The sequence below is a fragment of the Mesorhizobium sp. M0058 genome (assembly GCF_040323095.1).
Classification (GTDB): domain Bacteria; phylum Pseudomonadota; class Alphaproteobacteria; order Rhizobiales; family Rhizobiaceae; genus Mesorhizobium.
In genome coordinates this window covers 90990-113935 of the sequence record NZ_JAMYUQ010000013.1, presented here as the reverse complement: position 1 = coordinate 113935, position 22946 = coordinate 90990, and the positions used below count along the sequence as shown (strand labels likewise).

At 64.2% G+C, this 22946-nt stretch carries 15 protein-coding genes and 1 pseudogene; 7 read left to right on the top strand and 9 right to left on the bottom strand.

Translation table 11 applies throughout. From position 1 onward, the window contains the following. Positions 1–119 precede the first annotated feature (119 nt). The gene (locus NKJ75_RS22815; protein ID WP_245260071.1) at positions 120–314 is read right to left on the bottom strand and encodes a hypothetical protein; all 195 of its coding nucleotides are present in this window, start codon (positions 312–314) and stop codon (positions 120–122) included. Between NKJ75_RS22815 and NKJ75_RS22810 the strand changes: the two genes are divergently transcribed. Further along, complete coding sequence (locus NKJ75_RS22810; RefSeq protein WP_245263045.1) at positions 222–2726, top strand: ligase-associated DNA damage response DEXH box helicase; 2505 nt, start codon at positions 222–224, stop codon at positions 2724–2726. The two genes, NKJ75_RS22815 and NKJ75_RS22810, sit on opposite strands and share 93 nt — an antisense overlap. Further along, complete coding sequence (gene pdeM, locus NKJ75_RS22805; protein WP_023692555.1) at positions 2723–3439, top strand: ligase-associated DNA damage response endonuclease PdeM; 717 nt, start codon at positions 2723–2725, stop codon at positions 3437–3439. The genes NKJ75_RS22810 and pdeM overlap by 4 nt, the downstream gene beginning before the upstream one ends. A 4-nt stretch (positions 3440–3443) precedes the next feature. On the opposite strand, the gene NKJ75_RS22800 is transcribed toward pdeM, so the two are convergent. Then, positions 3444–4415, bottom strand: coding sequence for a quinone oxidoreductase family protein (locus NKJ75_RS22800; protein ID WP_352500241.1), 972 nt, complete (start codon positions 4413–4415; stop codon positions 3444–3446). Between the two features lie 95 nt (positions 4416–4510). Between NKJ75_RS22800 and NKJ75_RS22795 the strand changes: the two are divergent. Next, positions 4511–5341 (top strand): annotated as a pseudogene (locus NKJ75_RS22795) (LysR substrate-binding domain-containing protein); the annotation flags it as partial. A gap of 60 nt (positions 5342–5401) precedes the next feature. On the opposite strand, the gene NKJ75_RS22790 reads toward NKJ75_RS22795, so the two are convergent. The 3 genes from NKJ75_RS22790 to NKJ75_RS22780 are packed head-to-tail and all read right to left on the bottom strand — an operon-like array spanning position 5402 to position 9999. Then, positions 5402–6340, bottom strand: a complete 939-nt coding sequence (locus NKJ75_RS22790) for a dimethyl sulfoxide reductase anchor subunit family protein (protein WP_023688708.1) — start codon at positions 6338–6340, stop codon at positions 5402–5404. Positions 6341–6343: 3 nt separating this feature from the next. Further along, the gene (locus NKJ75_RS22785) at positions 6344–7072 is read right to left on the bottom strand and encodes a 4Fe-4S dicluster domain-containing protein (RefSeq protein ID WP_352500240.1); all 729 of its coding nucleotides are present in this window, start codon (positions 7070–7072) and stop codon (positions 6344–6346) included. Next, positions 7069–9999: a molybdopterin oxidoreductase family protein gene (locus tag NKJ75_RS22780; RefSeq protein ID WP_352500239.1), complete on the bottom strand. Its 2931-nt coding sequence runs from the start codon at positions 9997–9999 to the stop codon at positions 7069–7071. Before NKJ75_RS22780 ends, NKJ75_RS22785 begins: the two co-directional genes overlap by 4 nt. A gap of 278 nt (positions 10000–10277) precedes the next feature. Here NKJ75_RS22780 and NKJ75_RS22775 point away from each other — a divergent pair, with 278 nt between their 5' ends. After that, positions 10278–11177, top strand: a complete 900-nt coding sequence (locus NKJ75_RS22775; protein ID WP_023699495.1) for a LysR substrate-binding domain-containing protein — start codon at positions 10278–10280, stop codon at positions 11175–11177. A gap of 4 nt (positions 11178–11181) precedes the next feature. Here the strand turns inward: NKJ75_RS22775 and NKJ75_RS22770 are convergent, their stop codons facing one another. The 4 genes from NKJ75_RS22770 to NKJ75_RS22755 form a co-directional block, all read right to left on the bottom strand. Further along, a complete protein-coding gene (locus NKJ75_RS22770; protein WP_023745292.1) occupies positions 11182–12438 on the bottom strand; it encodes an Hsp70 family protein in 1257 nt (418 codons plus the stop codon). 176 nt (positions 12439–12614) lie between these two features. After that, positions 12615–13406: a TIGR02186 family protein gene (locus tag NKJ75_RS22765; protein WP_023669607.1), complete on the bottom strand. Its 792-nt coding sequence runs from the start codon at positions 13404–13406 to the stop codon at positions 12615–12617. After that, complete coding sequence (locus NKJ75_RS22760; protein WP_023669608.1) at positions 13406–14329, bottom strand: sulfite exporter TauE/SafE family protein; 924 nt, start codon at positions 14327–14329, stop codon at positions 13406–13408. Before NKJ75_RS22760 ends, NKJ75_RS22765 begins: the two co-directional genes overlap by 1 nt. Before the next feature lie 193 nt (positions 14330–14522). Further along, entirely contained in the window at positions 14523–18512 is a 3990-nt protein-coding gene (locus NKJ75_RS22755; RefSeq protein WP_352500238.1) for a peptidoglycan-binding protein, read from the bottom strand. Between the two features lie 479 nt (positions 18513–18991). On the opposite strand from NKJ75_RS22755, the gene NKJ75_RS22750 reads away from it, so the two are divergent. The 3 genes from NKJ75_RS22750 to NKJ75_RS22740 all read left to right on the top strand — a co-directional run bounded on the left by NKJ75_RS22750 (position 18992) and on the right by NKJ75_RS22740 (position 22932). Next, complete coding sequence (locus NKJ75_RS22750; RefSeq protein WP_023669610.1) at positions 18992–19450, top strand: MerR family transcriptional regulator; 459 nt, start codon at positions 18992–18994, stop codon at positions 19448–19450. 271 nt (positions 19451–19721) lie between these two features. Next, complete coding sequence (locus NKJ75_RS22745) at positions 19722–21530, top strand: acyl-CoA dehydrogenase (RefSeq protein ID WP_023681963.1); 1809 nt, start codon at positions 19722–19724, stop codon at positions 21528–21530. A gap of 232 nt (positions 21531–21762) precedes the next feature. Next, positions 21763–22932, top strand: coding sequence for an acyl-CoA dehydrogenase family protein (locus NKJ75_RS22740; protein WP_023745294.1), 1170 nt, complete (start codon positions 21763–21765; stop codon positions 22930–22932). The last annotated feature ends 14 nt before the right edge of the window (positions 22933–22946 follow it).

Below are 22946 nucleotides of genomic sequence, written 5' to 3'. Positions count from 1 at the left end.
ACGGGGAGAAGGTGCCCGAAGGGCGGATGAGGGGCGGCGCCAGCGATTGAAAGCTCGCGCTGTCCCTCACGTGCCTGCCGGCATCCTCTCCCCGTACGGGGTGAGGGCAACTCACCCGATCACCTTTTGTTCCGATTTTCCTTGGCGATCGCGCGCCGTCGCGCTACCTCTTTCGCGTGACCGAGCAGCCGCGCCTTGCCAAACAAAATGCCGCCGTCCTTCTGCCCGAGCCATTCATCAGATGGTTTGGCGAAAAAGGCTGGTCGCCGCGCGCTCACCAGATCGAGCTGCTGGCGAAGGCTCAAGCCGGGCAATCGGTGCTCTTGATCGCACCGACCGGCGCCGGCAAGACACTGGCCGGCTTCTTGCCATCGTTGACCGAACTGGCCAACCGCCCCAGACGCAAAGCCGGTATGGCACGGCGCGGCATCCATACGCTCTACATCTCGCCGCTGAAGGCGCTGGCCGTCGACATCGAGCGCAACCTCGGCAAGCCGGTGGAGGAGATCGGCCTGCCCGTCACCATCGAGACGCGCACCGGCGACACGCCTTCCCACAAGCGGCAGCGCCAGAAGCTGGCGCCGCCCGATATCCTGCTCACCACGCCCGAGCAATTGGCGCTGCTGATTGCGGCCGGCGATGCCGGGCGCTTCTTCGAGGATCTGCGCTATGTCGTGCTCGACGAGTTGCATTCGCTGGTGACATCGAAACGCGGCCATCTGCTGGCGCTCGGGCTGGCGCGGCTGCGCAGCATCGTGCCCGGCCTGCAGACGATCGGTCTGTCGGCAACGGTGGCCGAGCCCGACGAGTTGCGGCGCTGGCTGGTGAGCCAGAATCCGCCCAAAGGCCTGGCAAGTCCCGATATGTCTGAGCTCATCGTCGTAACCGGCGGCGCGAAGCCCGAAATCTCGATCCTCGATTCGGAAGAGCGCGTGCCATGGGCCGGCCATTCGGCGCGCTATGCGACGCCGGAAATCTACCGCGAGATCAAGCGCCACAAGACCACCCTGCTGTTCGTCAACACCCGCAGCCAGGCCGAGCTGCTGTTTCAGGAATTGTGGCGGGTCAACGAGGATACCTTGCCGATCGCGCTGCATCACGGCTCGCTCGATGTCACCCAGCGCCGCCGCGTCGAGAAGGCGATGGGAGACAATGCCTTACGTGCCATCGTTGCCACCTCGACGCTCGATCTCGGCATCGATTGGGGCGACGTCGATCTGGTCGTGCATGTCGGGGCGCCCAAGGGCGCCAGCCGGCTGGCGCAGCGCATCGGCCGTGCCAACCACCGCATGGACGAGCCGTCGAAGGCGATCCTCATCCCGGCCAATCGTTTCGAGGTGCTGGAGTGCCGGGCAGCGCTGGACGCCAACTATCTGGGCGCCCAGGATACGCCGCCGCTGGTCAATGGCGGGCTCGATGTGCTGGCCCAGCATGTGCTGGGCTGCGCCTGCGGAGCGCCGTTTCGCGCCGACGATCTCTACGAGGAAGTGCTGACAGCAGCGCCCTATGCCAGCCTCGACCGGCCGACATTCGACCGCGTCATCGATTTCGTCGCCACCGGCGGCTACGCACTGAAGAACTACGAGCGCTACGCCCGCATCCGCCTCAACAAGGACGGCATGTGGCGGGTCTCCAATCCCCGCGTCGCGCAGCAATATCGGCTGAACGTCGGCACCATCATCGAGGTGCCGGCGCTCAATGTGCGTTACGTCAAGGCCGGCAGCAAAGGCTCGGCTTCGCACGGCGGCCGGGCTCTGGGCAAGATCGAGGAGGCCTTCCTCGAAACGCTGACGCATGGGGACACCTTCATGTTTGCCGGCAAAGTGCTGCGCTTCGAAGGCATCCGCGAGAACGAATGCTTCGTCTCGAATGCGCCGGGAAGCGACGCCAAGGTTCCTTATTATGGCGGCGGCAAATTTCCGCTTTCGACTTACCTCGCCGAGCAGGTGCGCGCCATGCTGGACGACCCGCAGCGCTGGAAGAAGCTGCCCGAGCAGGTATCGGACTGGCTGCGGTTCCAGGCTGACAAATCGGTATTGCCCAAACGCGACGACCTCTTGATCGAGACCTTTCCGCGCGGCAACCGTCACTATCTCGTCGCTTATCCTTTCGAGGGCAGGCTGGCGCACCAGACGCTCGGCATGCTGCTCACCCGCCGGCTGGACAGGGCCGGCGCCAGGCCGCTTGGCTTCGTCGCCACCGACTACGCATTGGCCATCTGGTCGCTGGGCGATATGGGCGCGATGTTCAAATCGCGGAAACCTTCGCTTGGCGCTCTGTTCGACCAGGACATGCTGGGCGACGACCTCGAGGCTTGGCTGGCCGACAGCTGGCTGCTCAAGCGCACCTTCCGCAACTGCGCGCTGATTTCAGGCCTGATCGAGAAACGTCACCCCGGCCAGGAGAAAAGCGGCCGCCAGGTCACCGTCTCGACCGATCTGATCTATGACGTGCTGCGCAGCCATGAGCCCGACCACATCCTGCTGCAGGCGACGCGCGCCGACGCGGCGACCGGTCTGCTCGATGTCAGCAGACTTGCCGACATGCTCTCGCGTATCCAGGGTCGAATCGTGCATAAGGCACTCGAACAGATATCGCCGCTGGCCGTGCCGATCATGCTCGAAATCGGCAAGATGCCGGTGAACGGCGAGGCCGACGAAACGCTGCTGATGGATGCCGCGACTTTGGTCGAGGAAGCCATGGGTCCTGGGATGGTTGAGGAATGAATTTTTCGCTGGCGCGGGCATCGCTGATCGCCGAGGCCGACTTTGTCGGCATCGCGGGCGAGCGCGCGATCTGTGATTCGCGCGGCGTGCTCTATTTCCCCGATCTGAGGCTGCTCGCGGTCTCCGACCTGCATCTGGAAAAGGGCTCGTCCTTCGCCAGGCGCGGCGCACTGATCCCGCCCTACGATACCGGCGCCACTCTGCTCCGGCTGCAGGCGGTAATCGCGGACTACCAGCCGGCCATCGTCATCAGCCTGGGCGACTCCTTCCACGACGGCGGCGGCGCCGAGCGCATGCATCAAACCTTCCGCGATCGGCTGGAAGCATTGATGGCCGGCCGCGACTGGTTCTGGGTCGCCGGCAACCATGACCCGGAAGCGCCGGCGGATTTGCCCGGCGAGACGGTGCGCGAACTCGCCATCGGCTCGCTGCTGTTCCGCCACGAGCCGTCGAAGATAAGAACCGAGGGCGAAGTTGCCGGCCATCTTCACCCTTGCGCCCGCATCGTCCAGCAGGGCCGCTCGGTGCGGCGGCGCTGCTTTGCCGGCGATGGCGGCCGCATGATCATGCCGGCCTTCGGCGCTTATACCGGCTCGCTCAACGTGCTCGACCGCGCCTATGCCGGCCTGTTCCGCCGCGAGACGTTGATGGCCTATATGATGGGCGCCGCGCGCATCTTCGCCATTTCCGGTTCGATGCTGCGGCCGGGCTGAGTTTCTACGGTATAAGCACGGTTGCGCCTGTCGTCTGCCGTGCCTCGAGCCGGCGATGCGCCTCCGCCACTTCGGCAAGCGGCATGCTTGTGTGCACCGGGATTTTCACTGCGCCGCTGAGGACGACGCTGAACAGATCCTCGCTCATGGCGACGACGTCCTCACGCCTGGCGAGATGATGGAACAGCAACTGCCAGGTGGCGAACAGCGAACCCTTTTGCATCAAAAGCATGATGTCGAATGGCGGGATCGACCCCGACGCTGTGCCGTAGCTGACGAAGGTGCCGAACGGCCGCAGGCAGTCGAGTGAGGCGGGGAAGGTCACGTTGCCGACGCCGTCATAGACGACGTGGCAGCCTTCGCCGTTGGTGACCTCTTTCACCCGTGCGGCGAAATTCTCTTTGATGTAGTCGATGACATGGTCGCAGCCATTGGCGCGCGCAAGTTCGGCCTTTTCGGGTGAACCGACCGTGCCGATGACGGTCGCGCCGAGATGTTTGGCCCATTGCGTCAGGATGAGGCCGACGCCGCCCGCCGCGGCATGCACCAGGATGGTATGGCCCGCCTCGACGCGAAACGTGCGGCGCAGCAGATATTGCGCCGTCAGCCCTTTCAGCATCATCGCCGCACCTGTCTCGAAATCGATGGCGTCGGGCAGATGCACGACGAAATGCGCGGGCACGATGCGTTCTTCGGCATAGGCGCCGAGCGTCTCGACATAGGCGACTCGGTCGCCAGGCGCGAAGCCGCTGACGCCTTCACCGACGGCGACGATTTCGCCGGCGCCTTCATTGCCGGGAATGAATGGCAGAGCGGGCGGCGCGTATTCGCCGGTGCGAAAATAGATGTCGACGAAGTTGAGGCCGACCGCCCGGTTGCGCACGCGCACGTCGCCCGGTCCGGGCTGGCCGATGTCGACATCTTCGTAGGCGAGCATATCTGGCCCGCCATGGCGGTGAACACGGATCGCTTTCATGGTTTTCTTCCCTGCGCTGTTTCTCTTGAGTGTGAGATAGCGCGTGGCGAGATATCATTGTAGACTGATACCTATGACATCAGAGTTCAAACAAAATGATATCTGAGCAGATCGGCCTCGACCTTCTCCGCACCTATGTCGCGGTCTGCCGGCAAGGTAGCCTGAGCAGGGTCGCCGCGCAGACCGGCAAGACCCAATCGGCGATGAGCATGCAGATGCGCCGGCTGGAGGGCCTGCTCCAACGGCACTTGTTCCAGCGCACCGGCCGCGGTGTCGTACCGACTGCGGCGGGAGAGCTCTTTCTGGGATACGCGACCCGCATCCTCGCTCTCGGCGACGAAGCGGTGGCGCGTCTGCAGCAGGCTAGCATTGGCGGCGGCGTGCGTATTGGTCTTGCCGAAGAGGTCACCACGGCCGCGCTTTCGGCCGCGCTTGGGCGGCTGCATCGCACCTATCCCGACATCAGCCTCGACGCGATGGTCGAGCACAGCGTCGCGCTGGGACGGCTGTGGAGCGAGGATGCGCTGGATGTCATGATTGCCCCGACATCCGTCGTCGCGGCCGATGCCGTGACGACATGGAACGTCGAACTGCAGTGGGTCTGCGCCCAGGACTATGTGCTGGACCATGACCGGCCACTCGATCTCGCCGCCTTCGGCGCAACCTGCCCTTGGCGCAGGCGGATGATCGAGGCGCTGGTCGCCGCCGGCCGGGAGCACCGGATCGTCCTGTCGTGCCAGAGCGTCACCGGCCTTCAGGCCGCGATCGAGAACGGACTGGGCGTTGGACTGCTTCCGCCCGAATCCGTGCGCACTGCTTCGATGCGGGTGCTGAAGACGTCAGCCGGCCTGCCCGAGCCGCTCACGGTCCAATACGGCCTTTACGCGCACGACCGCAGGACAGCTGTAATCGATGCCGCGATCGAAATCCTGCTTAAGGATTTGCCGGCGGCGCCACGAGCACGGGCCGCCTGGCGGCGGGACGCTCTACCGGCCGTAATAGAGGGTGACGGTGTGCTTGGCCTCGGCGAAGAACAGCCAGCGCTCGACCAGCATGCCGGCGAACTGGACGGTTGCCGCAAGCACCGACAGCACCGCTGCGAATGGCCAGGGCAAAGCGAATAAGACAGAAAGCAGCAGCAGGGCAGGCAAGGCGAAAGCCAGCAACTGCGTGATCAGCCGCAGCTTTGCACCGTGCTTGCGGGCGATGCGAAAGCCCATTTCCTTGAGCAGGTAGTTCTCCTCGGTGTGCGGCCATTCCAGCGAGCGCACCGTCCCTCCGGCGAGGCCTGTCGCCGTGTTGGCGGTGGTCGCGATCTCCAGCGCGTCATTGTATCGCCACGTCGCCAGCTTCCAGCCCCAGCCGAGCAAGGTCAGCAGCAGGGCGGCTACCGCAACGGCGGTCGGGCTGATGGCGAAAGCCTGCAGCAGCGCGTTCAACAGCACGCTGCCGGTCATCGCCGAAAAGATGAGATAGCCCGGCAGCGTATACGGGCTATGCCACTGCGCGATCGGCTTCAGCGAGGCATAGATCATGCCGGTGGTGCAGACGGTGACGATTGCGCCGATAGTTGCGAGAAACCCGGCGATGGCCATCCAGCCTCCGGTGCGGCCAAAAAACACCCAGCCGATGCCGAACAGCCCGGCGGGAATGAAGGTCGCGACCGAGGCCACGCCTTCGCGCGACAGCCAGGAACTGCGCCATTGCGAGAAGGCGCGCCATGCACGTTCGGGGCGGCCGAGATGGCCGGTCGAGGACAATAGGCCGGCGGCGATCAGGCCGAGCGACAGCCCCATGCCGATAAGGCCGAGCCAGAAATGGGCCGGGATAAAACCCAGTCCGCCAAGCACGCCAAGCAGCGCCAGCAGGCCGTAGCCCGCTCCTGTGGCAGTTGTGAAGAAGACGACGGAAAAGGCTGGATGCATTGGTCAGTTCGAAAGCATGCGGTCGATCCAGCCGAGAAAACCGCCTTCGGCCGTGACTGGCTCGAGCCTTGGCGCCGGCACCCATGCGGCGCGCTGGGCGCGCGGCGGCAGATATTTGTTGGTCGGTTTGTAGCCCATCTCCGGCATCAGGTCGACGCCGCCACGCTCCGCCACCAGTTGCGAGACAGCCGACGAGGGATCGCCGAGATCGCCGAAATGCCGGGCGCTGGTCGGGCAGGCGGCAACGCAGGCCGGCACGCGGTCTTCCTCGGCCAGATTGTCGTTGTAGATGCGATCGACGCACAGCGTGCATTTCTTCATCACGCCGACGTCGGTATCGAATTCGCGCGCGCCATAGGGGCAGGCCCAACTGCACAGTTTGCAGCCGATGCATTTGCTTTCGTCGATCAGCACGATGCCGTCCGACGCCCGCTTGTAGGACGCGCCGGTCGGGCAGACAGTGACGCAGGCAGGCGTCTCGCAATGCAGGCAGGAGCGCGGAAAGTTGACCGTGCGCCCGCCGGCCTCGGTCGTGTGCTCATAGCTGTGCACGCGGTTGAACCAGACGCCGTCGACACGGCCGCCATAGGGGTCGATGTCGGTCAGTGGCGCCATGTGGCCGCCGGTGTTCCACTCCTTGCAGGCGGTGACGCAGGCCTGGCAGCCGACGCAGGTGTCGAGGTCGATGACCAGGCCAAGCTTCTTGTCTGTATGGGCGGGAAGGCAGGTCATTCCACGGCTTCCCTATTGACGCGGAACTCGGCGCCGAAGCGAAGGATGTCGGGCGAAGGCTCGACATTTGGCGGCTGGCTGAAACGCTCGAATTGCGGTTCGGTGAAGCCGGCTTCCTCATCAGAGCATTTGACGATGCGTACCCTGAGGTCGAACCACGCCGCCTGGCCGGTCACCGGATCGGAATTCGAATAGCGTTTGCCTTTCGCGTCAGCCGATGTCTGGTCGCCGATGATGTGGTTGAGCAGGAAGCCGCGATTGCTCTCGGCGGCGTTGTCCTTCAGCCCCCAGGCGCCGCGCCTTTTGCCGATGGCGTTCCATGTCCAGACCGTATCCGCATTGACCCCGTCGACCAGCTTGATCTGTCCCTTCACCCGGCCGTTGATGCTTTCGATCCACACCCAGTCGTCGTCGGCCAGGTCGAGAACTGCCGCGGTCTGGTGGTGCACGAACAGGCGGTTCTGGCTGGTGATTTGCCGCAGCCACGCATTCTGCGAGCCCCAGGAATGATACATGTGCATAGGCCGCTGCGTCAGCGCATGCAGCGGGTATTTCTGCGGATCGACCGCGGCCTCTTCGAACGGCGTAAACCAGAACGGCAGCGGATCCATATAGGTCTCGATGCGCTGGCGTTCGCTCTCGGTCGGCTGGACGCGACCATGACCGCGCGCGGCGAGGCGAAAGCGCTGCATCGGTTCGCAATAGAGCTGGAACACGATCGGCTCGGCCTTGGGGATGAACCCCATCTGCTCTGCGAAGTCGAGATAGGAGCGGTTGGCCATCTTGTAATAGCGCTGGTCCTCAGCAAAATCCTGGTGCCAGAAGCCGCCATTGTAGATGTAGCGCTGCAGCTGGTCGGGATTGACTTCGCCCTTGCCGACAGACGTGCCGTCCTTGCCGCGCCAGCCGGCGAGCGGGCCAATGCCGGGCGTGCGTTCGTGATTGACGATGTAGTCGGCATAGTCGGCATATCTGGCCGAGCCATCGTCCTCGACGAAGCCGGGCAGGCCAAGCCGAGCGCCAAGTTCGATCAGCACCGATTGGAACGGCCTGACATCTCGGTCCGGTTCGACCACCGGATGGCGGATCGCGTCGCCCGGCCCGTCGGCATGGCTGATCGGCCGGTCGAGCAGGCTGATGCAGTCGTGACGTTCGAGATAGGTGGTGTCGGGCAGCACCAGATCGGCGAACGGCACCGTCTCGGAATAATAGGCGTCGGAATAGATGATGAAGGGGATCTTGTAGTTACCCGCTTCGTCATGGTCGGTGAGCATGGCAATGGTCTCGACGGTGTTCATCGAGGAATTCCAAGCCATGTTCGACATGTACATCATCAGCGTGTCGATCGGGTACGGGTCACCGGCCCACGCATTTCGGATGACCGTATGCATCAGCCCATGCGCGGCGAGCGGCGCATCCCAGGAATAAGCCTTGTCGATGCGCAAAGGCGTGCCGGCCTCGTCGACCAGGAGATCGTCCGGCCCGCAGACGAAGCCGAGCGGCATACCGCCCAGCGGCGTCATCGGCTTGACCACCTTGCCGGCCGGCTTCGGTCCCGGCGGCGCCGAGCGCGGGTAGGGCGGCTTGAAACGGAAGCCGCCGGGCACGTCCACCGTGCCGAGCAGCACCTGCAGCAGGTGGATGGCGCGGCAGGAGTGAAAGCCGTTGGAGTGGGCCGAGATGCCGCGCATGGCATGCATCGACACCGGCCGTCCCTTGATCGTCTCGTGCCGCCGTCCGGCCCAGTCGGTCCACGCAACCGGCAGTTCGATCGTCTGTTCGAAGGCGACGTGGGCGAGTTCGGCGGCGATCCGGCGGATGGTGTCGGCCGGAATGCCGCATCGTGCCGCGACCGCATCGGGTGCGTAGCTGTCGTCCATGTAGCGGTCGGCGATAAGCCGAAACACCGGCACGCAGCGGCGGCCGGCGAACGTGAAGCTGCCGGTCAGCGCCGGCTTCGCATCCGCATCGGCTGCGTTGACGGTTGTCTTCGCCACTCTGTCCCACGCGAGAATATTGTTGTCGCTGTCGCGCAGGAATAGCCCGTCATCGACCGCGCCCGGCTCCTGGATGACCAGCACATGGGCGTTGGTGTAGCGGAGCAGATAATCGAGATCGACGCGGCCCGCCTTGAGCAGTTCGTGGATGAGGGCGAAGACGAAGAGGCCGTCGGTGCCGGGCCGGATCCCGATCCAGTCGTCGGCAATCGCGTTGTAGCCCGTGCGGCACGGGTTGATCGACACCACCTTGGCGCCGCGCGCCTTGAGTTTACCCAAGCCGATCTTGATCGGGTTGGAATCATGGTCCTCGGCGACGCCGAACAGCATGAAGTATTTCGTATTGTCCCAGTCCGGCTCGCCGAACTCCCAGAACGAGCCGCCGATCGTGTAGAGCCCGCCGGCCGCCATGTTGACCGAGCAGAAGCCGCCATGGGCGGCGAAGTTCGGCGTGCCGAACTGGCTCGCCCACCAGCCGGTCAGCGACTGCGACTGGTCGCGCCCGGTGAAGAAGGCGAGCTTTTTCGGATCGGTCCGGCGGATATGCGATAGCCGCCCGGTCGCAATCGAAAACGCTTCCTCCCACTCGATCTCGCGGAATTCGCCCGAGCCGCGCAGGCCGCTGCGCAACAGCGGCTTCTTCAGCCGCGCCGGGCTGTAGTGCTGCATGATGCCGGAGCTGCCCTTGCCGCAGATTACGCCGCGGTTAACCGGATGGGCCTTGTTGCCGTTGATGTAGCGCACCTTGCCGTCCTTGATGTGGACGTCGATGCCGCACCGGCAGGCGCACATATAACAGGTGGTCTTGGCGATGCTGTCGGAGATAGCGGGCGAGGTGTCGACGCCGTCGCCTTCATCAGGCGCGCGTGTATCGCCAAGCGGCCGTTGCGACGGTGCGGAATTGGCTCCGCGCGGCGCAGCTGGGTTCATGATGCCGGCGTGCTTTTGCTACCTGCGAATTTGGCCCGCGTCTTCGGTCCGGGGCCACGCATATAGTGTTCTTCAGGATGATATCGATCGCCGGCCAGCCGCCGCCTGAGGCCACGGGTCCAATGCGCAAACAGGGATCTGAACCGCCCGATCATTTTGTTGGCCGCGATTTGTTGGCGAATTCTTTCTAACTTCGACTGAAAAAGTAGAATAAAGCTATCGATCCGTCTAATCAGTTGTTCTTGTAAATTCGATCGGAATTGGTTCTTAATGCACACATGACGCTGGACCAGTTGCGCATTTTCGTTGCCGTTGCCGAACGCGGCCATATGACCAAGGCGGCGGAGCTTTTGGGCATCTCCCAGTCGGCGGCGTCGGCGGCCATCCGCGCTTTGGAAGAGCAGCATGGCGTTCATCTGTTCAACCGTGTCGGCCGCAACATCGAGCTGGCTCAGACCGGCCACCGTTTCCTGCCCGAGGCCAAGGCGGTGCTGGAACGCGCCGCCGCCGCCCGAAATGTGCTGGAGCATGTCTCGCAGACGGTCGCCGGCAGCCTGTCGATCGCCGCCAGCCTGACCATCGCCAGCTACTGGCTGCCGCGCAGGCTGGCCTCTTTCCATGAAGCCTACCCGGCGGTGCGCTTAAGCGTCAGCATCGGCAACACCAGGCAGGTCGAGGCCAATGTGCTCGACGGCACCGCCGATCTCGGTCTGGTCGAGGGGCGCACCGAGTCAGACATCCTCCGCCGCACCAAGGTCGACGTCGACAGGTTGATGCTGGTCGTCGCCGCCTCGCATCCCGAAATCGCCGAGATCGCGCCGGGCCGCCCGGATATCAGAGGGCTGCGCTGGATCATCCGTGAGGGTGGTTCGGGCACGCGCGAGGTGCTGGAGGACCTGGCCCGCCGCGAGGGGATATCGCTTGGCGACCTGCAGATATTTCTGGTGCTGCCGAGCAACGAGGCGGTTCGCCAGGCGGTCGAGGCCGGCGCCGGCGCCACCATCATCTCGGACCTCGTCGTCGGACGCGCCGTCGCCGAGGGCAGTCTCCGGTCGGTGCCGCTCGAACTGCCGAAGCGCGACTTCGCCATGATCACCCATCGCGACCGCCAGGCAAGCCTCGCCCAGATGGCGCTCAAGGCGCATCTCGGCGCTGAGGCCGTCAGCAATCCGGCGTAAGCGATCAGGCGAACTTCCGCTGTGCATCCAGCGCCAGGCCAAGGCCGACCGAACCGAACATGTCGCCCTCGATAACGGCGGCTTGCGGCACCAGCGACAGGATTTCGCGCCGTGCCAGCGGGATGGCGGTCGAGCCGCCGGTGAGGAACACGGCGGTGATGTCGGACGCTTTCACGCCAGCATCGGCAATCGTCTGCCGCACCGTAGCGGACACCCGCTCGATGTCGGCGGCAATCGTCTCTTCCAGGCCGTCTCGCGTGATCTCGGCGGCAAAACCCGCGCCGGGCAGCGCCACCGTTACATCGGCCGAAGCCTGATCCGTCAGCGCGATCTTGGCTCGTTCGACGAGGCCGGCCAGCGCATGGCCGTAACGGTGCTCGACAATATGGATGAAGCGGTCGACAAGGTCGGCGCGGACGGCCTCGAAGCGGATTTGCCTCAGATGCGTCATCGCCTTGGCAGTATAGACGAGGTTGATGCGCTGCCACGTCGCGAGATCAATGAAATAGCTCGCCGGCAGGTTGCGCTTGCCGTCTTTTGTGGGCGAGAGATAGCCGAGCTTGGGCATGACATGGGCGATGCTGAGCAGCCGGTCGAAATCGGTGCCGCCAATATGAATGCCTCGGTTGGCGAGGATGTCGTCCTTGCGGTCGCGTGAGCGGGCGCGTTGCGGCGAAACGCGCACGATCGAGAAGTCGGACGTGCCGCCGCCCATGTCGACTATCAACGCCAGTTCCTCGCGCTTCACGTCCTGCTCATAGTCGAGTGCTGCCGCAATCGGTTCGAACTGGAAGGCGATGTGCTTGAAGCCTTGCGCGCGCGCCGCTTTTTCAAGCTCGCTTTGCGCCTTGGCATCGGCTTCCACATCGTCGTCGACAAATTGCACCGGCCGGCCGAGCACAACGTTCTCCACCGGAGCGCCGGCATCTTCCTCAAGCCGCTTCTTCAAATGGCCGACGAACATGCCGACAATGTCGATGAAACCGATCTGCCGGGCCTTGATCCGCGTCTTCTCATGCGCCAGCGAACTGCCGAGCACGCTCTTCAGCGACCGCATCAGCCGGCCTTCGATGGCATCGGTGTAGTCGGCAATGGCGCGGCGGCCGAAATAGGTGTGACCGTCCTCGAAGTTGAAGAAAACCGCGCTTGGCAATGTCGGCTGTCCGCCTTCCAGCGCCACCAGCCGTGCCTGGCCGTTGCGGATCACGCCCACCGTAGAATTGGACGTGCCGAAATCGATGCCGCCAAATGCCTGGTGCATTGCAGCCTCCTGTCATTGGGTCGTCGCTGTGGCAGGCGTCCGCAAGGCGCGCGCCGTCCAGAGGCCTGACCGTTCTGCCGAATGATTGTGCGTGTAACCCGAGGGTTGGGAGGCGGCGGTCTATCGCAAGACTGAGAAAAGGGGAACCCCCTTTCCCCGGAAATGGGTCGTGCGCGTCAATCCCTGCGGAAGATCAGCCTGCCCAGCCAGCCGGTGATCATGGCCAGCGACACGGAGAAGACGCCGTAGAGAAACGAGTAATCATGCGCGACGCGGAAGATCGACTGTTCGAAGCCCGATTTGCGGATTTCGAGCTGGGCCGAGCTTTCCTTGAGGAACAGACCGCTCTTGAACAGGAACGCGCGGGCTTTATGGGTTCCAACCGGGACGTTGGGCGCCAGCCGCACCGTGGCGCGAAACAGGTTCTGCGACAGGAACTGCACGCCGCCGACATTCTCGCTATAGAGGCCGGTCGCCGCCTTGCGCTCGCGCAGCGCCACGGTGAATTCCTCGATCGTCGCCGGACTGTCGGTTACCTCGGCCGGCTGCATGTAAAGGTTGGAGGCGCCGAGCGACAGCTGCTTGTAGCTGTTGGGTTCGGTGATGTCCTGCAGCGGCCGCGTCGTGGCGACGGAGTAGGATACCGGCACGTTCTCGAAGGTCTCGGATTCCAGATTGACCCAGACGCCGAGCACCCGGTCCTTGCGGCGCACCACCACCGGCCGCGGCGGGCCTTCGAGCACGACGATGACGTCGTAGCGCCCCTGTCGCGCGACCAGCGGGTCGGGATTTTCCAGCGAACCGAAAATGGTCAGGTCGGCGCCGGAAAAGCCGGCGGTGATCGACACCGCGTCGGTGGAGAGACCGATCTGGATGCCTTCCGGCAAGGGGTTCGGCGATTGCGCTGCCGCCGGCAGAGCGAGGGCGAAAAGCAAAACGGCGGCCGAAAAAATCCCCCACCGCGGCATCAGTTCAGGCCCGCGGCGGTCAGCGAATAGAGGTTTGGCGGCGTGACGAAGAGATCGATGGCAAGCCGGATGGCAACCGCCAGCACCAGCAGCGCCAGCAGTGCCCTGAGCTGTTCGCCGCGCAGCTTCTGTCCTGCCTTGGCGCCATATTGCGCGCCGGCAACGCCGCCCGCCATCAGCAGGAAGGCAAGCATGACGTCGACCGTCTGGTTGGTGGTGGCGTGGACCAGCGTGGTGTAGGCCGAGGTGAAAATGATCTGGAACAGCGAGGTGCCGATGACGACGTTGGTCGGCACTTTCAGGAGGTAGATCAGCGCCGGCACCATGATGAAGCCACCACCGACACCCATGATCGACGACAGGAAGCCGATGCCGGCGCCGAGCCCCAGCACCGGAATGACGCTGACGAACAGCTTCGAGGCCCTGAAGCGCATCTTCAGCGGCAGCCGGTGGATCCAGTTGTGCTGGCCGGATTTCTTCAAGACCGGCGCCGCACCGCTGCGCGTCGCGCGCAGCGCATTGACGCTCTCGACCAGCATCAGCCCGCCGACGGTGCCAAGCAGCACGACGTAAAGCAGTGAGATAAACAAATCGAGCTGGCCGAGCCGACGCAGGAAGGCAAAGACGAAGATACCGCCGGTCGAGCCTACGATGCCGCCGGCCAGCAGCACCCCGCCGAGCTTGAAGTCGAGCGTGCCGCGCTTCATGTGCGACAGCGCGCCGGAGAAGGAGGAGGCGATAACCTGGTTGGCACCGGTAGCAACGGCGATTGCCGGCGGGATGTTGTAGAAGATCAAGAGCGGCGTGATCAGAAAGCCGCCACCGACCCCGAACATGCCCGACAGGAAACCCACCGCCGCGCCCATTGCCAGCAGCACGAAGACGTTGACGGAAATTTCCGCGATCGGGAGATAGATGCCCACCCGTCAGTCTCGATCAGTTTGCCTGTCGGCGATTGCAGCCATTCCAGGGCATTGTCGCACCGAAAAGCCAATTCTTTCTTGCACCGCCGGGGCAGTGGGATCAAACCCCGTCGCCCTACCGAAACAAAAAACATCTCAAGCAGTTAACAGGCAAATGTATGGCAAGGGCGTCGCGTTAGCGACGCATCTGCCGTTATTTGTGCGCCAGCAGCGCCTTCACCAGCTTTTCGTCGATTTCGCCGGTCGCCTGCATCTTGTTGTCGGTCTGGAAAGCCATGATTGCGGTCTTGGTCTTGCCGCCCATCACGCCATCGGCGCCGCCGGCATCGTAGCCGTTCTTGTTGAGGATGAGCTGGATGTTCTTGACCGCCTTCTTCATGTCGACGCTGGCGGTGGTCTGCGGCGTGCCTTCCTGCCAGGATTCAGGAATGTCGGCCGAGTTGAACGCCGGGTCGAGCGGCTTCGGCTTCCACAGTTCCGTGGCGGCGCGCGCCCGCTCCAGCTGTTCGGGGCGCAGCGCAGTGGCGACTTCGTCGCGCTTTGCAGCCGCATCCTTGTCGCCGGTCTTGGCGACGAGCGCGAACCATTTGTAGGATTCCTCCAGGCTCTGCTTCATGCCGACGCCCTTTGCCGCCAGGATGCCGAGATTGAACTGGCTGTCCTTGACGCCGACATCGGCCGCCGCCTGAAACCAGTGCGCGGCCGATTCATTGTCGGTCACGCCGTCGGCGGCCATGGCAAACAGAACGGCCAGATTGTGCATGGCGCTGGCATTACCCTGCGCGGCGGCGAGCTGGTAGAAGGTCTTTGCCTTCTTGACGTCGCGCGTGACGCCGATGCCCTTCTCGTAGAAATTGCCGATGCGGTATTCCGCCGGTGCGAAGCCGAGCTCGGCCGACTTTTCGTACCATTTGGCCGCTGCCGCCATGTCTTCCTTGACGCCGCGCGATTCAGCATAGCGCGAACCGAGCTCGAACAGCGCCTTGGCGTCACCGCCGGCAGCCGCGTCGCGCAAGGCTTGCGGGCCGGCATCGGCCGGAACGTCTATCTTGGCCACGACAGGTGCTACCGCGGCATCAGCCGGCGGAACGGCGCCGGTAGTATCCGAGGCCGTCGTATCCGAGGCCGAGGGCGCCATGACGGCGGCCGCAGGCTGCGCGTCGGCAGCCGCCGGTTCCGCAGTGGCGGTGGTCGGCAGCATTGCATTTGGCGCGGGGGCCGGATCGGCCAAAGCCATCGGCGCTGGCGCGGGCTCCACCGCCGGCACTTCGGGCCCAGCGACCGAGGCCGCATTCATTGGCGCATCGTTGCCAGCTGGCGGTTCCGTGGGCTCCGCCTGCCTGACGATCCGGGCCGGCACGTCCTGAACGGCCACCTGCTGTTCTGCCTTGGGTTGGCTGGCAGCGTTGACCGAGGCAGTCTCGACCGGCTGCGAGGCGACGATCGGCGCTGTATCGTTGCTTGCGACCTCGACCGGGTCGGCGAAGAAGGCCTTGCCCAACTGGAGGCCGGCAAGCGCCAGCATGATCGCGACCGCTCCCATCAGGATCGGCTTGCGCCGCGCCTTGAGCAGGTCGCCGATACGAAGCGCCTTGACCGGGCCCTTCATGGTAGACTGGCGTTTCAACGCGTCGGCCTCGGCGGCCGCGGCCTGCGCCGCGCGCCTGGCCGCGGCAATGAAGTCGGATTTCGACGCATCGCCGGAGTTTTGGCGCACCGGTGGGCCACGTTCGTCGCGTACGCGCTTCATGATGGCGTTGAGGTCGGGCGCGCCGGAGCCCGGCTCCAACGGCCGGTTGGCGAGCTTCGGATCGAGCGGCTCGTCGAGATCGACGCTCGGCAGGTCGACATTGGGCCCCGAGCCGGCAAGCGGCGGCATGTCAGCCGGCTTCTTGCCCCTGAAGGCGCGCGCAAATCCACCGAACAGCGACTTCTTGGCCGTGGCTTCGCCGTTCTCGGCAATCCTGTCGGAACCGAGCGCTGCCTGGGCAGCGGCCGCGGCAGCCTCGGCTGGCGAGCGCCGTACGGGTTCGCTGCCCATGACCGGGTCGCTACGCGTACCCGGGTCGGCGCGCATATCCGGCTCGCTGCGCATGATGGCGGCGGCGCGGCCGTCGAGATCGGCCATGTCTCCGGTCAGCGGCAGCGGCTGGTCGATATCCATCGACGGCGCGTCCTGCACCGAAATCTTGGAGGCGCGTGCAGCGCGGGCCCGCCGCGCCGGCTCGGCCTGGGCATCCAGAAGCTCGCTCACCGCCTCGGCCGGTTCGCTGGTCTCCAGCGAGCCCAGACGATCGACGATCTTGAGCAACGTGTCGTGGATAGCCTCGAATGTCCGTGAATTGCGCTCGTCCGAACGGCGCGTCAGCGCTTCCAGCGTCTTCAGATCCTGAGCAAGGCCGGTAACGGCCGCGGTGTTGGCGTTGGAATCTGCCAGCGAGCGCACGGCGCTCTCGGCTGCTTCGCGTGCCGCGCCCATGATGGATTCGCGGGTTCCGGCCAGCGACTTCTCGATTTCGTTGAGGCGCGGGCTGATGTCCTCGAATTCCGGCAGCGGCGTGCCGGGCTTCGACAGATGCGCCGATAGGCTGGAGACCTGCGCCTCAAGGCTGCGGATCAGTGCCGGATCGATGCCGGCGACCTGCGCGGCCGACGATTCCAGCCGGCTTGAAATGTCTTCGAGCCGGCTTTCCAGGCCGCGGATCGCCGCCTCGTTGGCAGGATCGGGAATGCGCGTCTCCATGCGTTGGGCGAGCGCGGTGAAGCGTGCGTCGATGGCGTCCATGATGCCGGCGCTGTCAGCCTGCGGCTGGCGCTGGTCCAGCCGGTCGGCAACCTCGTCCAGCCGCCGCTCGAGATCGCGAAACAGCATGTTGCCCTGTTCGATGGCATCGCCCTGCCGACGTTCCATCATGCCCGACAGCACGTCGAAGCGCTGTTCCAGACCCTGGAAGATATAGTCGGCGTCGGGCATGGCCGGGGCGCGGTCGATCTTGTCGGCGATCATCGCGATCTGCTTGCCGAGGCGCTCCATCGCCTGTTCCGGCAGATTGGCGCGGCCGGCAAGCTCGTCGACCCTGTTCGACAGCGTGCTGAGACGGTCGAGAACCTCGCCGCTCGGACGAACCTGCACGACTTCCTCGATCTGCTGCGCCAGCGAGGCGATCCGCTTCTCGATGCGTTCAAAGGGTTCGGGGTCGAAGGAATTGGCCTGTGCGGCGACGGTCGAGGCGACGATGGCGCGCGAAATCTCATCAAGCCGTTCGTCGATCAGGCCAAGCGTGTCGCCGCCGCGGTTGCTCTGCTGGCTGACGAAATGATCGACGGCGCCGGCAAGGGTGCGGACCTTTTCTTCCATCGAGCGCAGCGACAGCGATTCCGGCAGATTGTGGACGGCATTGCTGATCTGTTCGAGCCGGTCGGTCAGGGCCGAAAATCCGGGGCCGTCGGCACGGTTGCGCTGGTCGGCGTCGACACGGTCCTCGAACGCGCTCCAGCGGCGGTCGAAATCGTCCCAGCGGCGGTCGACCTTCAGCACGCTTTCCTCGCGCGCCAATGTGTCGAGCGCCGTCTTTACCTGCTCGAGCTCGAGCCGCAGCATGTTGACGCTTCGGTCGTCGCTCTTCTCGGCCAGCGTCTGGATTGCGCCGGACAGCCGCTCGAATTCGACGCCGAGTTCGGCGCTGCCCTTGCCGGGCAAGCCGCCTGCCTGACCACCCGATTGGTTGCTCGCCTGGAAGGCCCGTTCGATGTCCTTGCGCAACGCGGCGAATTCGCGCTGCAGGCCGGCCGTCATCTGATGGCGCAGTTCCTCGCGCAGGCCACGCAATTCGCCGGCGATCTTGCCGACCACGGCGACGCTGTCTTCCTGGCCGCGCACGCGGTCGATGTCGCGCGCGATCGCCTGATAGTTCTGGTCGAAGCCGGCCGGCCCGGCGCCTTTCGGCCGCGGCGTGGGCTGCGGGTCCTCGTACCAGCGCGGCGGGGCGTAGGGCTGGGCGCTTGCGTAGCGCGGCTCTGCCGGCGGCCGGCGCGGATCGAAGCGCTCGGCGGCGTCCTCGCGCTTGCGCTCCAGCCGCTGCTCCAGCGTTTCCAGCGAGCGGTTCAATTCATCAAGTGTGGTGTTCGGCCTGCGCGGCCTGCCGGCGTTGAGTGTATCGAGATAGGACCGCTTGCTGTTCATCGATGCGTCCGTTTTTCAGAATGGCCGGCTTGCTGCCAGTTTCCCAAGTCCTTGTCGGGAACGAAGGCGGCCGCGCGGCACTGCTGCGGCGGAAGACGAGCTTCCCGGGCCAGGCCCGCTCTCCGAAAAACCGTGAAAAATTCGCTACAGGATAAACACGGGTGACCGACATCCGCACATTTCACCCATCGTGGTAAACAAGGTGTTAACCAAGCTTAAGAAGTTACGGCATTGCTGAAATACAGGCGGTGCCCGTTCGGACCCGGCGCCGGGGGTGCGGCATAAGGTTTCGCAATCCCAGAACGCCCTTGCGTCATGCGGCGGCTATCGATATAGAATTGACGTAAACGTAAGAGGGGCGCCGTTCGTGCCTTTTGCGATGAATTAGTTGAAACCACGACTGGAAGCATGCCCCCGCTTCCACTCAGGCGTTGCAAGGTCCGAGACCGCGATGCCACGACAGGGGAAAGCCAGTGACTATGAAACTTGTTTCGCCCGGCGAAGCCGCGGCCAACACCAACAATATGTCTGCCGAAGCCAGTGAGGAGCTCGTGCGCATCGGCGAGATGGCCAAGAAATACGGCGTGACGCTGCGCACGCTGCGTTTCTATGAAGACAAGGGCCTGCTCAATCCGAAACGCGATGGGGCAACGCGCCTCTACACGCGCCGCGACAAGGCGCGGCTGAAGCTGATCCTGCTCGGCCGCAAGGTCGGGTTCTCGCTGCGCGACGTCAAGCAGATGATGGATCTCTACGATCCCACGGGATCCAACACCAAGCAATTGCGGCTGGCTCTCGACAAGTCGGAGAAGCAGCTAGCCCGCCTGCAGAAGCAGCGCGCGCTGATCGACGACGCCATCAACGAGCTGAGCGGCTCGATGTCGGCCGTGCGCCAGATGCTGTCCGAGCGTTCGGCCCCGGCCAGCGCCGCCAGCTGATTTTGCTCCGCAGCTCCCGGCGAAAGCTTTGAACTTAAGAGCCGCGCGGCCGCCCCCGCGGCTCTTTTTGTTTGACCCCCCTCGCTTTGCACAAAGCCATGCACCGCTCGTGCGACAGGCTGGCATAGGTAAATTTTGTCCCGGCGACAAAATTGACGTTTACGCAAACGTCAATTTTTGCTATCTCGCTTTCGACATTGGCCGGCGTGCCGCCCCAACCTCATGTTCGGGGCCCGATCTCGCGGCCAAGACCCGCATGGTGGAGGAACACATGCCGATCTACAGGGCGCCGGTCCAGGACACGCTGTTCGTGCTCAACGAGGTGCTGGGTTATCAGCGATATTCCAACCTTCCCGGGTTTGCCGACGCGACGCCCGACGTTGTCGAGGCGATCCTCGCCGAAGGCGCCAAGCTCGCCGAAAACGTTATGCATCCTCTGAACCGCGTCGGTGACATGGAAGGCTGCGTGCGCCATGAGGACGGCTCGGTGACGACGCCGAAGGGCTTCAAGGAAGCCTACGACCAGTATCGCGAAGGCGGCTGGATGGGACTGGCGGCGCCCGTCGAGTTCGGCGGCCAGGGGCTGCCCTATGCCGTGCACACCGCGGTTGCCGAATACATGGTTTCGGCCAACATGGCGCTGATGATGTATCCCGGCCTGACGCAAGGCGCGATCGCTGCGATCATCACACACGGCACCGACGAGCAGAAGGCGACATGGCTGCCAAAGCTGGTCGAGGGGTCCTGGACCGGTACCATGAACCTGACCGAGCCGCATTGCGGCACCGATCTTGGCCTGCTGCGCACCAAGGCGGTGCCGAACGGCAACGGCACCTACAAGATCTCAGGCCAGAAGATCTTCATCTCGGCCGGCGAGCACGACATGTCGGAAAACATCGTCCATCTCGTGTTGGCCCGCATCGAAGGCGCGCCGGCGGGCGTGAAGGGCATCTCGCTATTCATCGTGCCAAAGCTGAAGCTCGATGCCTCGGGCAATCCGGGCGAGAAGAACACGCTCTCCTGCGGGTCGATCGAGGAGAAGATGGGCATACACGGCAATTCGACTTGCGTCATGAATTATGACGAGGCCGAAGGCACGCTGCTCGGTGAGGCCAATGGCGGCCTGAAGGCGATGTTCACGATGATGAACGAAGCCCGGCTCGGCGTCGGCCTGCAGGGCCTGTCGCTGTCCGAGATCGCCTACCAGAACGCGGTCTCCTACGCCAAGGACCGGCTGCAGGGCCGCTCGCTGTCTGGCGCCAAGGCGCCGGACAGACAAGCCGATCCGATCATCGTCCATCCCGACATCCGCCGCTCGCTGATGACCATGAAGGCCTTCAATGAGGCCGGCCGCGCGCTGGCGCTGTGGACGGCGATCAAGTCCGACATCGCCCACCGCTCCGCCGACGACAAGGATCGCCAGGCGGCCGACGACTATACCGGCCTGCTGACGCCGGTGATCAAGGGCGTGCTCACCGACAAGGGTTTTGACCATGCAGTCATGGCGCAGCAGGTGTTCGGGGGCCACGGCTACATCGAAGAGCACGGCATGAGCCAGTTCGTGCGCGATGCCCGCATCGCCATGATCTATGAAGGCGCCAACGGCATCCAGGCGCTCGACCTCGTCGGCCGCAAGCTTGGTCTGAATGGCGGCCGCGCCGTGCAGGCCTTCTTCAAGGACGTCGGCGAGTTCTGCGAGGAGAACCGCGCCGACGAGAAGCTGGCGCCTTTCACCAAGGCGCTGAAGAAGGGCCTCAACGATCTGCAGGCGGCGACCATGTGGCTGGTGCAGAACGGCATGGCCAAGCCCGACAATGCCGGCGCCGCGTCGACCGATTACATGCATCTCTTCGGCCTGGTCGCGCTGGGCTATATGTGGGCGCAGATGGCCAAGGCCGCGCTCGGTAAGACCGGGGCCAATGGCTCCCAATCTGTCCACGAAAATGGGGCTTTTTACGATAACAAGGTGGTGACGGCGCGCTTCTTCATGGAGCGGATCATGCCCGAGACATCGGCACATCTCGCCCGCATTTCCAGTGGTGCGGACACGCTAATGGCGCTGCCTGCGGAAGCGTTCTAGAAATGGCTGGCGTCCCCCTCCCCCTTGAGGGGAGGGTGGCCCGAAGGGCCGGGAGGGGTCCTTGCGTGCAGTGCGCCGGCTGGTTGGCGCTTTGGTAGGAGATGATCGCAATGCCCCAAACCCGCGTCAATTCCGAAGATAAGGTCGAGCACGTCATCGGCGACCCCACCCGACCGCTTCGCGGCCACCCTCCCCTCGAGGGGGAGGGGGACGTTGGCGCGGGAGAAACGGCATGACAAATCCAGCCGAAGTGCTCTCCTTGCCGAAGCCCGCCTGGGCGGCGGACGAGGTCGGCATGCTCTACGACATGGCGCACCGCTTCATGTCGGAAGAGATCGCGCCGCGCTACGACGAGTTCGAGAAGAACGAGATGGTCGACCGCGAGAGCTGGCGCAAGGCGGGTGCCGCCGGCCTGCTCTGCGCCTCTATGCCGGAGGAATATGGCGGCTCCGGCGGCACCTTCGCGCATGAGAGCGCCATCATCGAGGCGATCGGCCATGTCGGCGTCGACGGTTTCGGCATCGGTCTCCACAACGCGATCGTTGCTCCTTACATCCTTCACTACGGCTCGGAAGAGCAGAAGAAGAAATGGCTGCCGAAACTGGCGACCGGCGAACTGATCGGCGCCATCGCCATGACCGAGCCGGGCGCCGGCTCCGACCTGCAAGGCGTCAAGACGCGCGCCGAGAAGGACGGCAACCAGTACAAGATCAACGGTTCGAAAACCTTCATCACCAATGGCCAACTGGCCAATTTCATCATCGTCGTCACCAAGACCGATCCGGCCAAAGGCGCCAAGGGCACCTCGCTGATCGTCGTCGAGGCCGACGAGGCCGACGGCTTCGAACGCGGCCGCAACCTCGACAAGATCGGCCTGAAAGCCAACGACACGTCGGAGCTGTTCTTCAATGATCTGCGCGTGCCGACCTCGAACCTGCTTGGCCACGAAGAGGGACAGGGCTTCATCCAGCTGATGCAGCAATTGCCGCAGGAGCGCCTGCAGATCGGCACCGGCGCGATCGCCATGATCGAACGCGCCCTGGCGCTGACCATCGACTACGTCAAGGATCGCAAGGCTTTCGGCAAAGCGATCATCGAGTTCCAGAACACCCAGTTCAAGCTCGCCGAACTGAAGACCGAGGCCACCATCGGCCGCGTCTTCTACAATGATTGCGTCACCCGCCACATCAATGGCGGGCTGGATCCAGTGACGGCGTCGATGGCGAAATACTGGCTCTCGGACCTGCAGGGAAAAGTCGTCGACGAATGCCTTCAATTGCATGGCGGCTATGGCTACATGAATGAATATCCGATCGCCCGCATGTTCCGCGACGCCCGCGTCCAGCGCATCTACGGCGGCACCAACGAGATCATGAAATTGCTGATCGGCCGCTCTCTCTGAGAGCGACGTCGGCA

Coding starts and splice junctions, on each gene's coding strand:
- pdeM (WP_023692555.1), top strand. CDS start 2,723: ATGAATTTTTCGCTGGCGCGGGCATCGCTGATCGCCGAGGCCGACTTT.
- NKJ75_RS22800 (WP_352500241.1), bottom strand. CDS start 4,415: ATGAAAGCGATCCGTGTTCACCGCCATGGCGGGCCAGATATGCTCGCC.
- NKJ75_RS22790 (WP_023688708.1), bottom strand. CDS start 6,340: ATGCATCCAGCCTTTTCCGTCGTCTTCTTCACAACTGCCACAGGAGCG.
- NKJ75_RS22785 (WP_352500240.1), bottom strand. CDS start 7,072: ATGACCTGCCTTCCCGCCCATACAGACAAGAAGCTTGGCCTGGTCATC.
- NKJ75_RS22780 (WP_352500239.1), bottom strand. CDS start 9,999: ATGAACCCAGCTGCGCCGCGCGGAGCCAATTCCGCACCGTCGCAACGG.
- NKJ75_RS22775 (WP_023699495.1), top strand. CDS start 10,278: ATGACGCTGGACCAGTTGCGCATTTTCGTTGCCGTTGCCGAACGCGGC.
- NKJ75_RS22770 (WP_023745292.1), bottom strand. CDS start 12,438: ATGCACCAGGCATTTGGCGGCATCGATTTCGGCACGTCCAATTCTACG.
- NKJ75_RS22765 (WP_023669607.1), bottom strand. CDS start 13,406: ATGCCGCGGTGGGGGATTTTTTCGGCCGCCGTTTTGCTTTTCGCCCTC.
- NKJ75_RS22755 (WP_352500238.1), bottom strand. CDS start 18,512: ATGAACAGCAAGCGGTCCTATCTCGATACACTCAACGCCGGCAGGCCG.
- NKJ75_RS22750 (WP_023669610.1), top strand. CDS start 18,992: ATGAAACTTGTTTCGCCCGGCGAAGCCGCGGCCAACACCAACAATATG.
- NKJ75_RS22745 (WP_023681963.1), top strand. CDS start 19,722: ATGCCGATCTACAGGGCGCCGGTCCAGGACACGCTGTTCGTGCTCAAC.
- NKJ75_RS22740 (WP_023745294.1), top strand. CDS start 21,763: ATGACAAATCCAGCCGAAGTGCTCTCCTTGCCGAAGCCCGCCTGGGCG.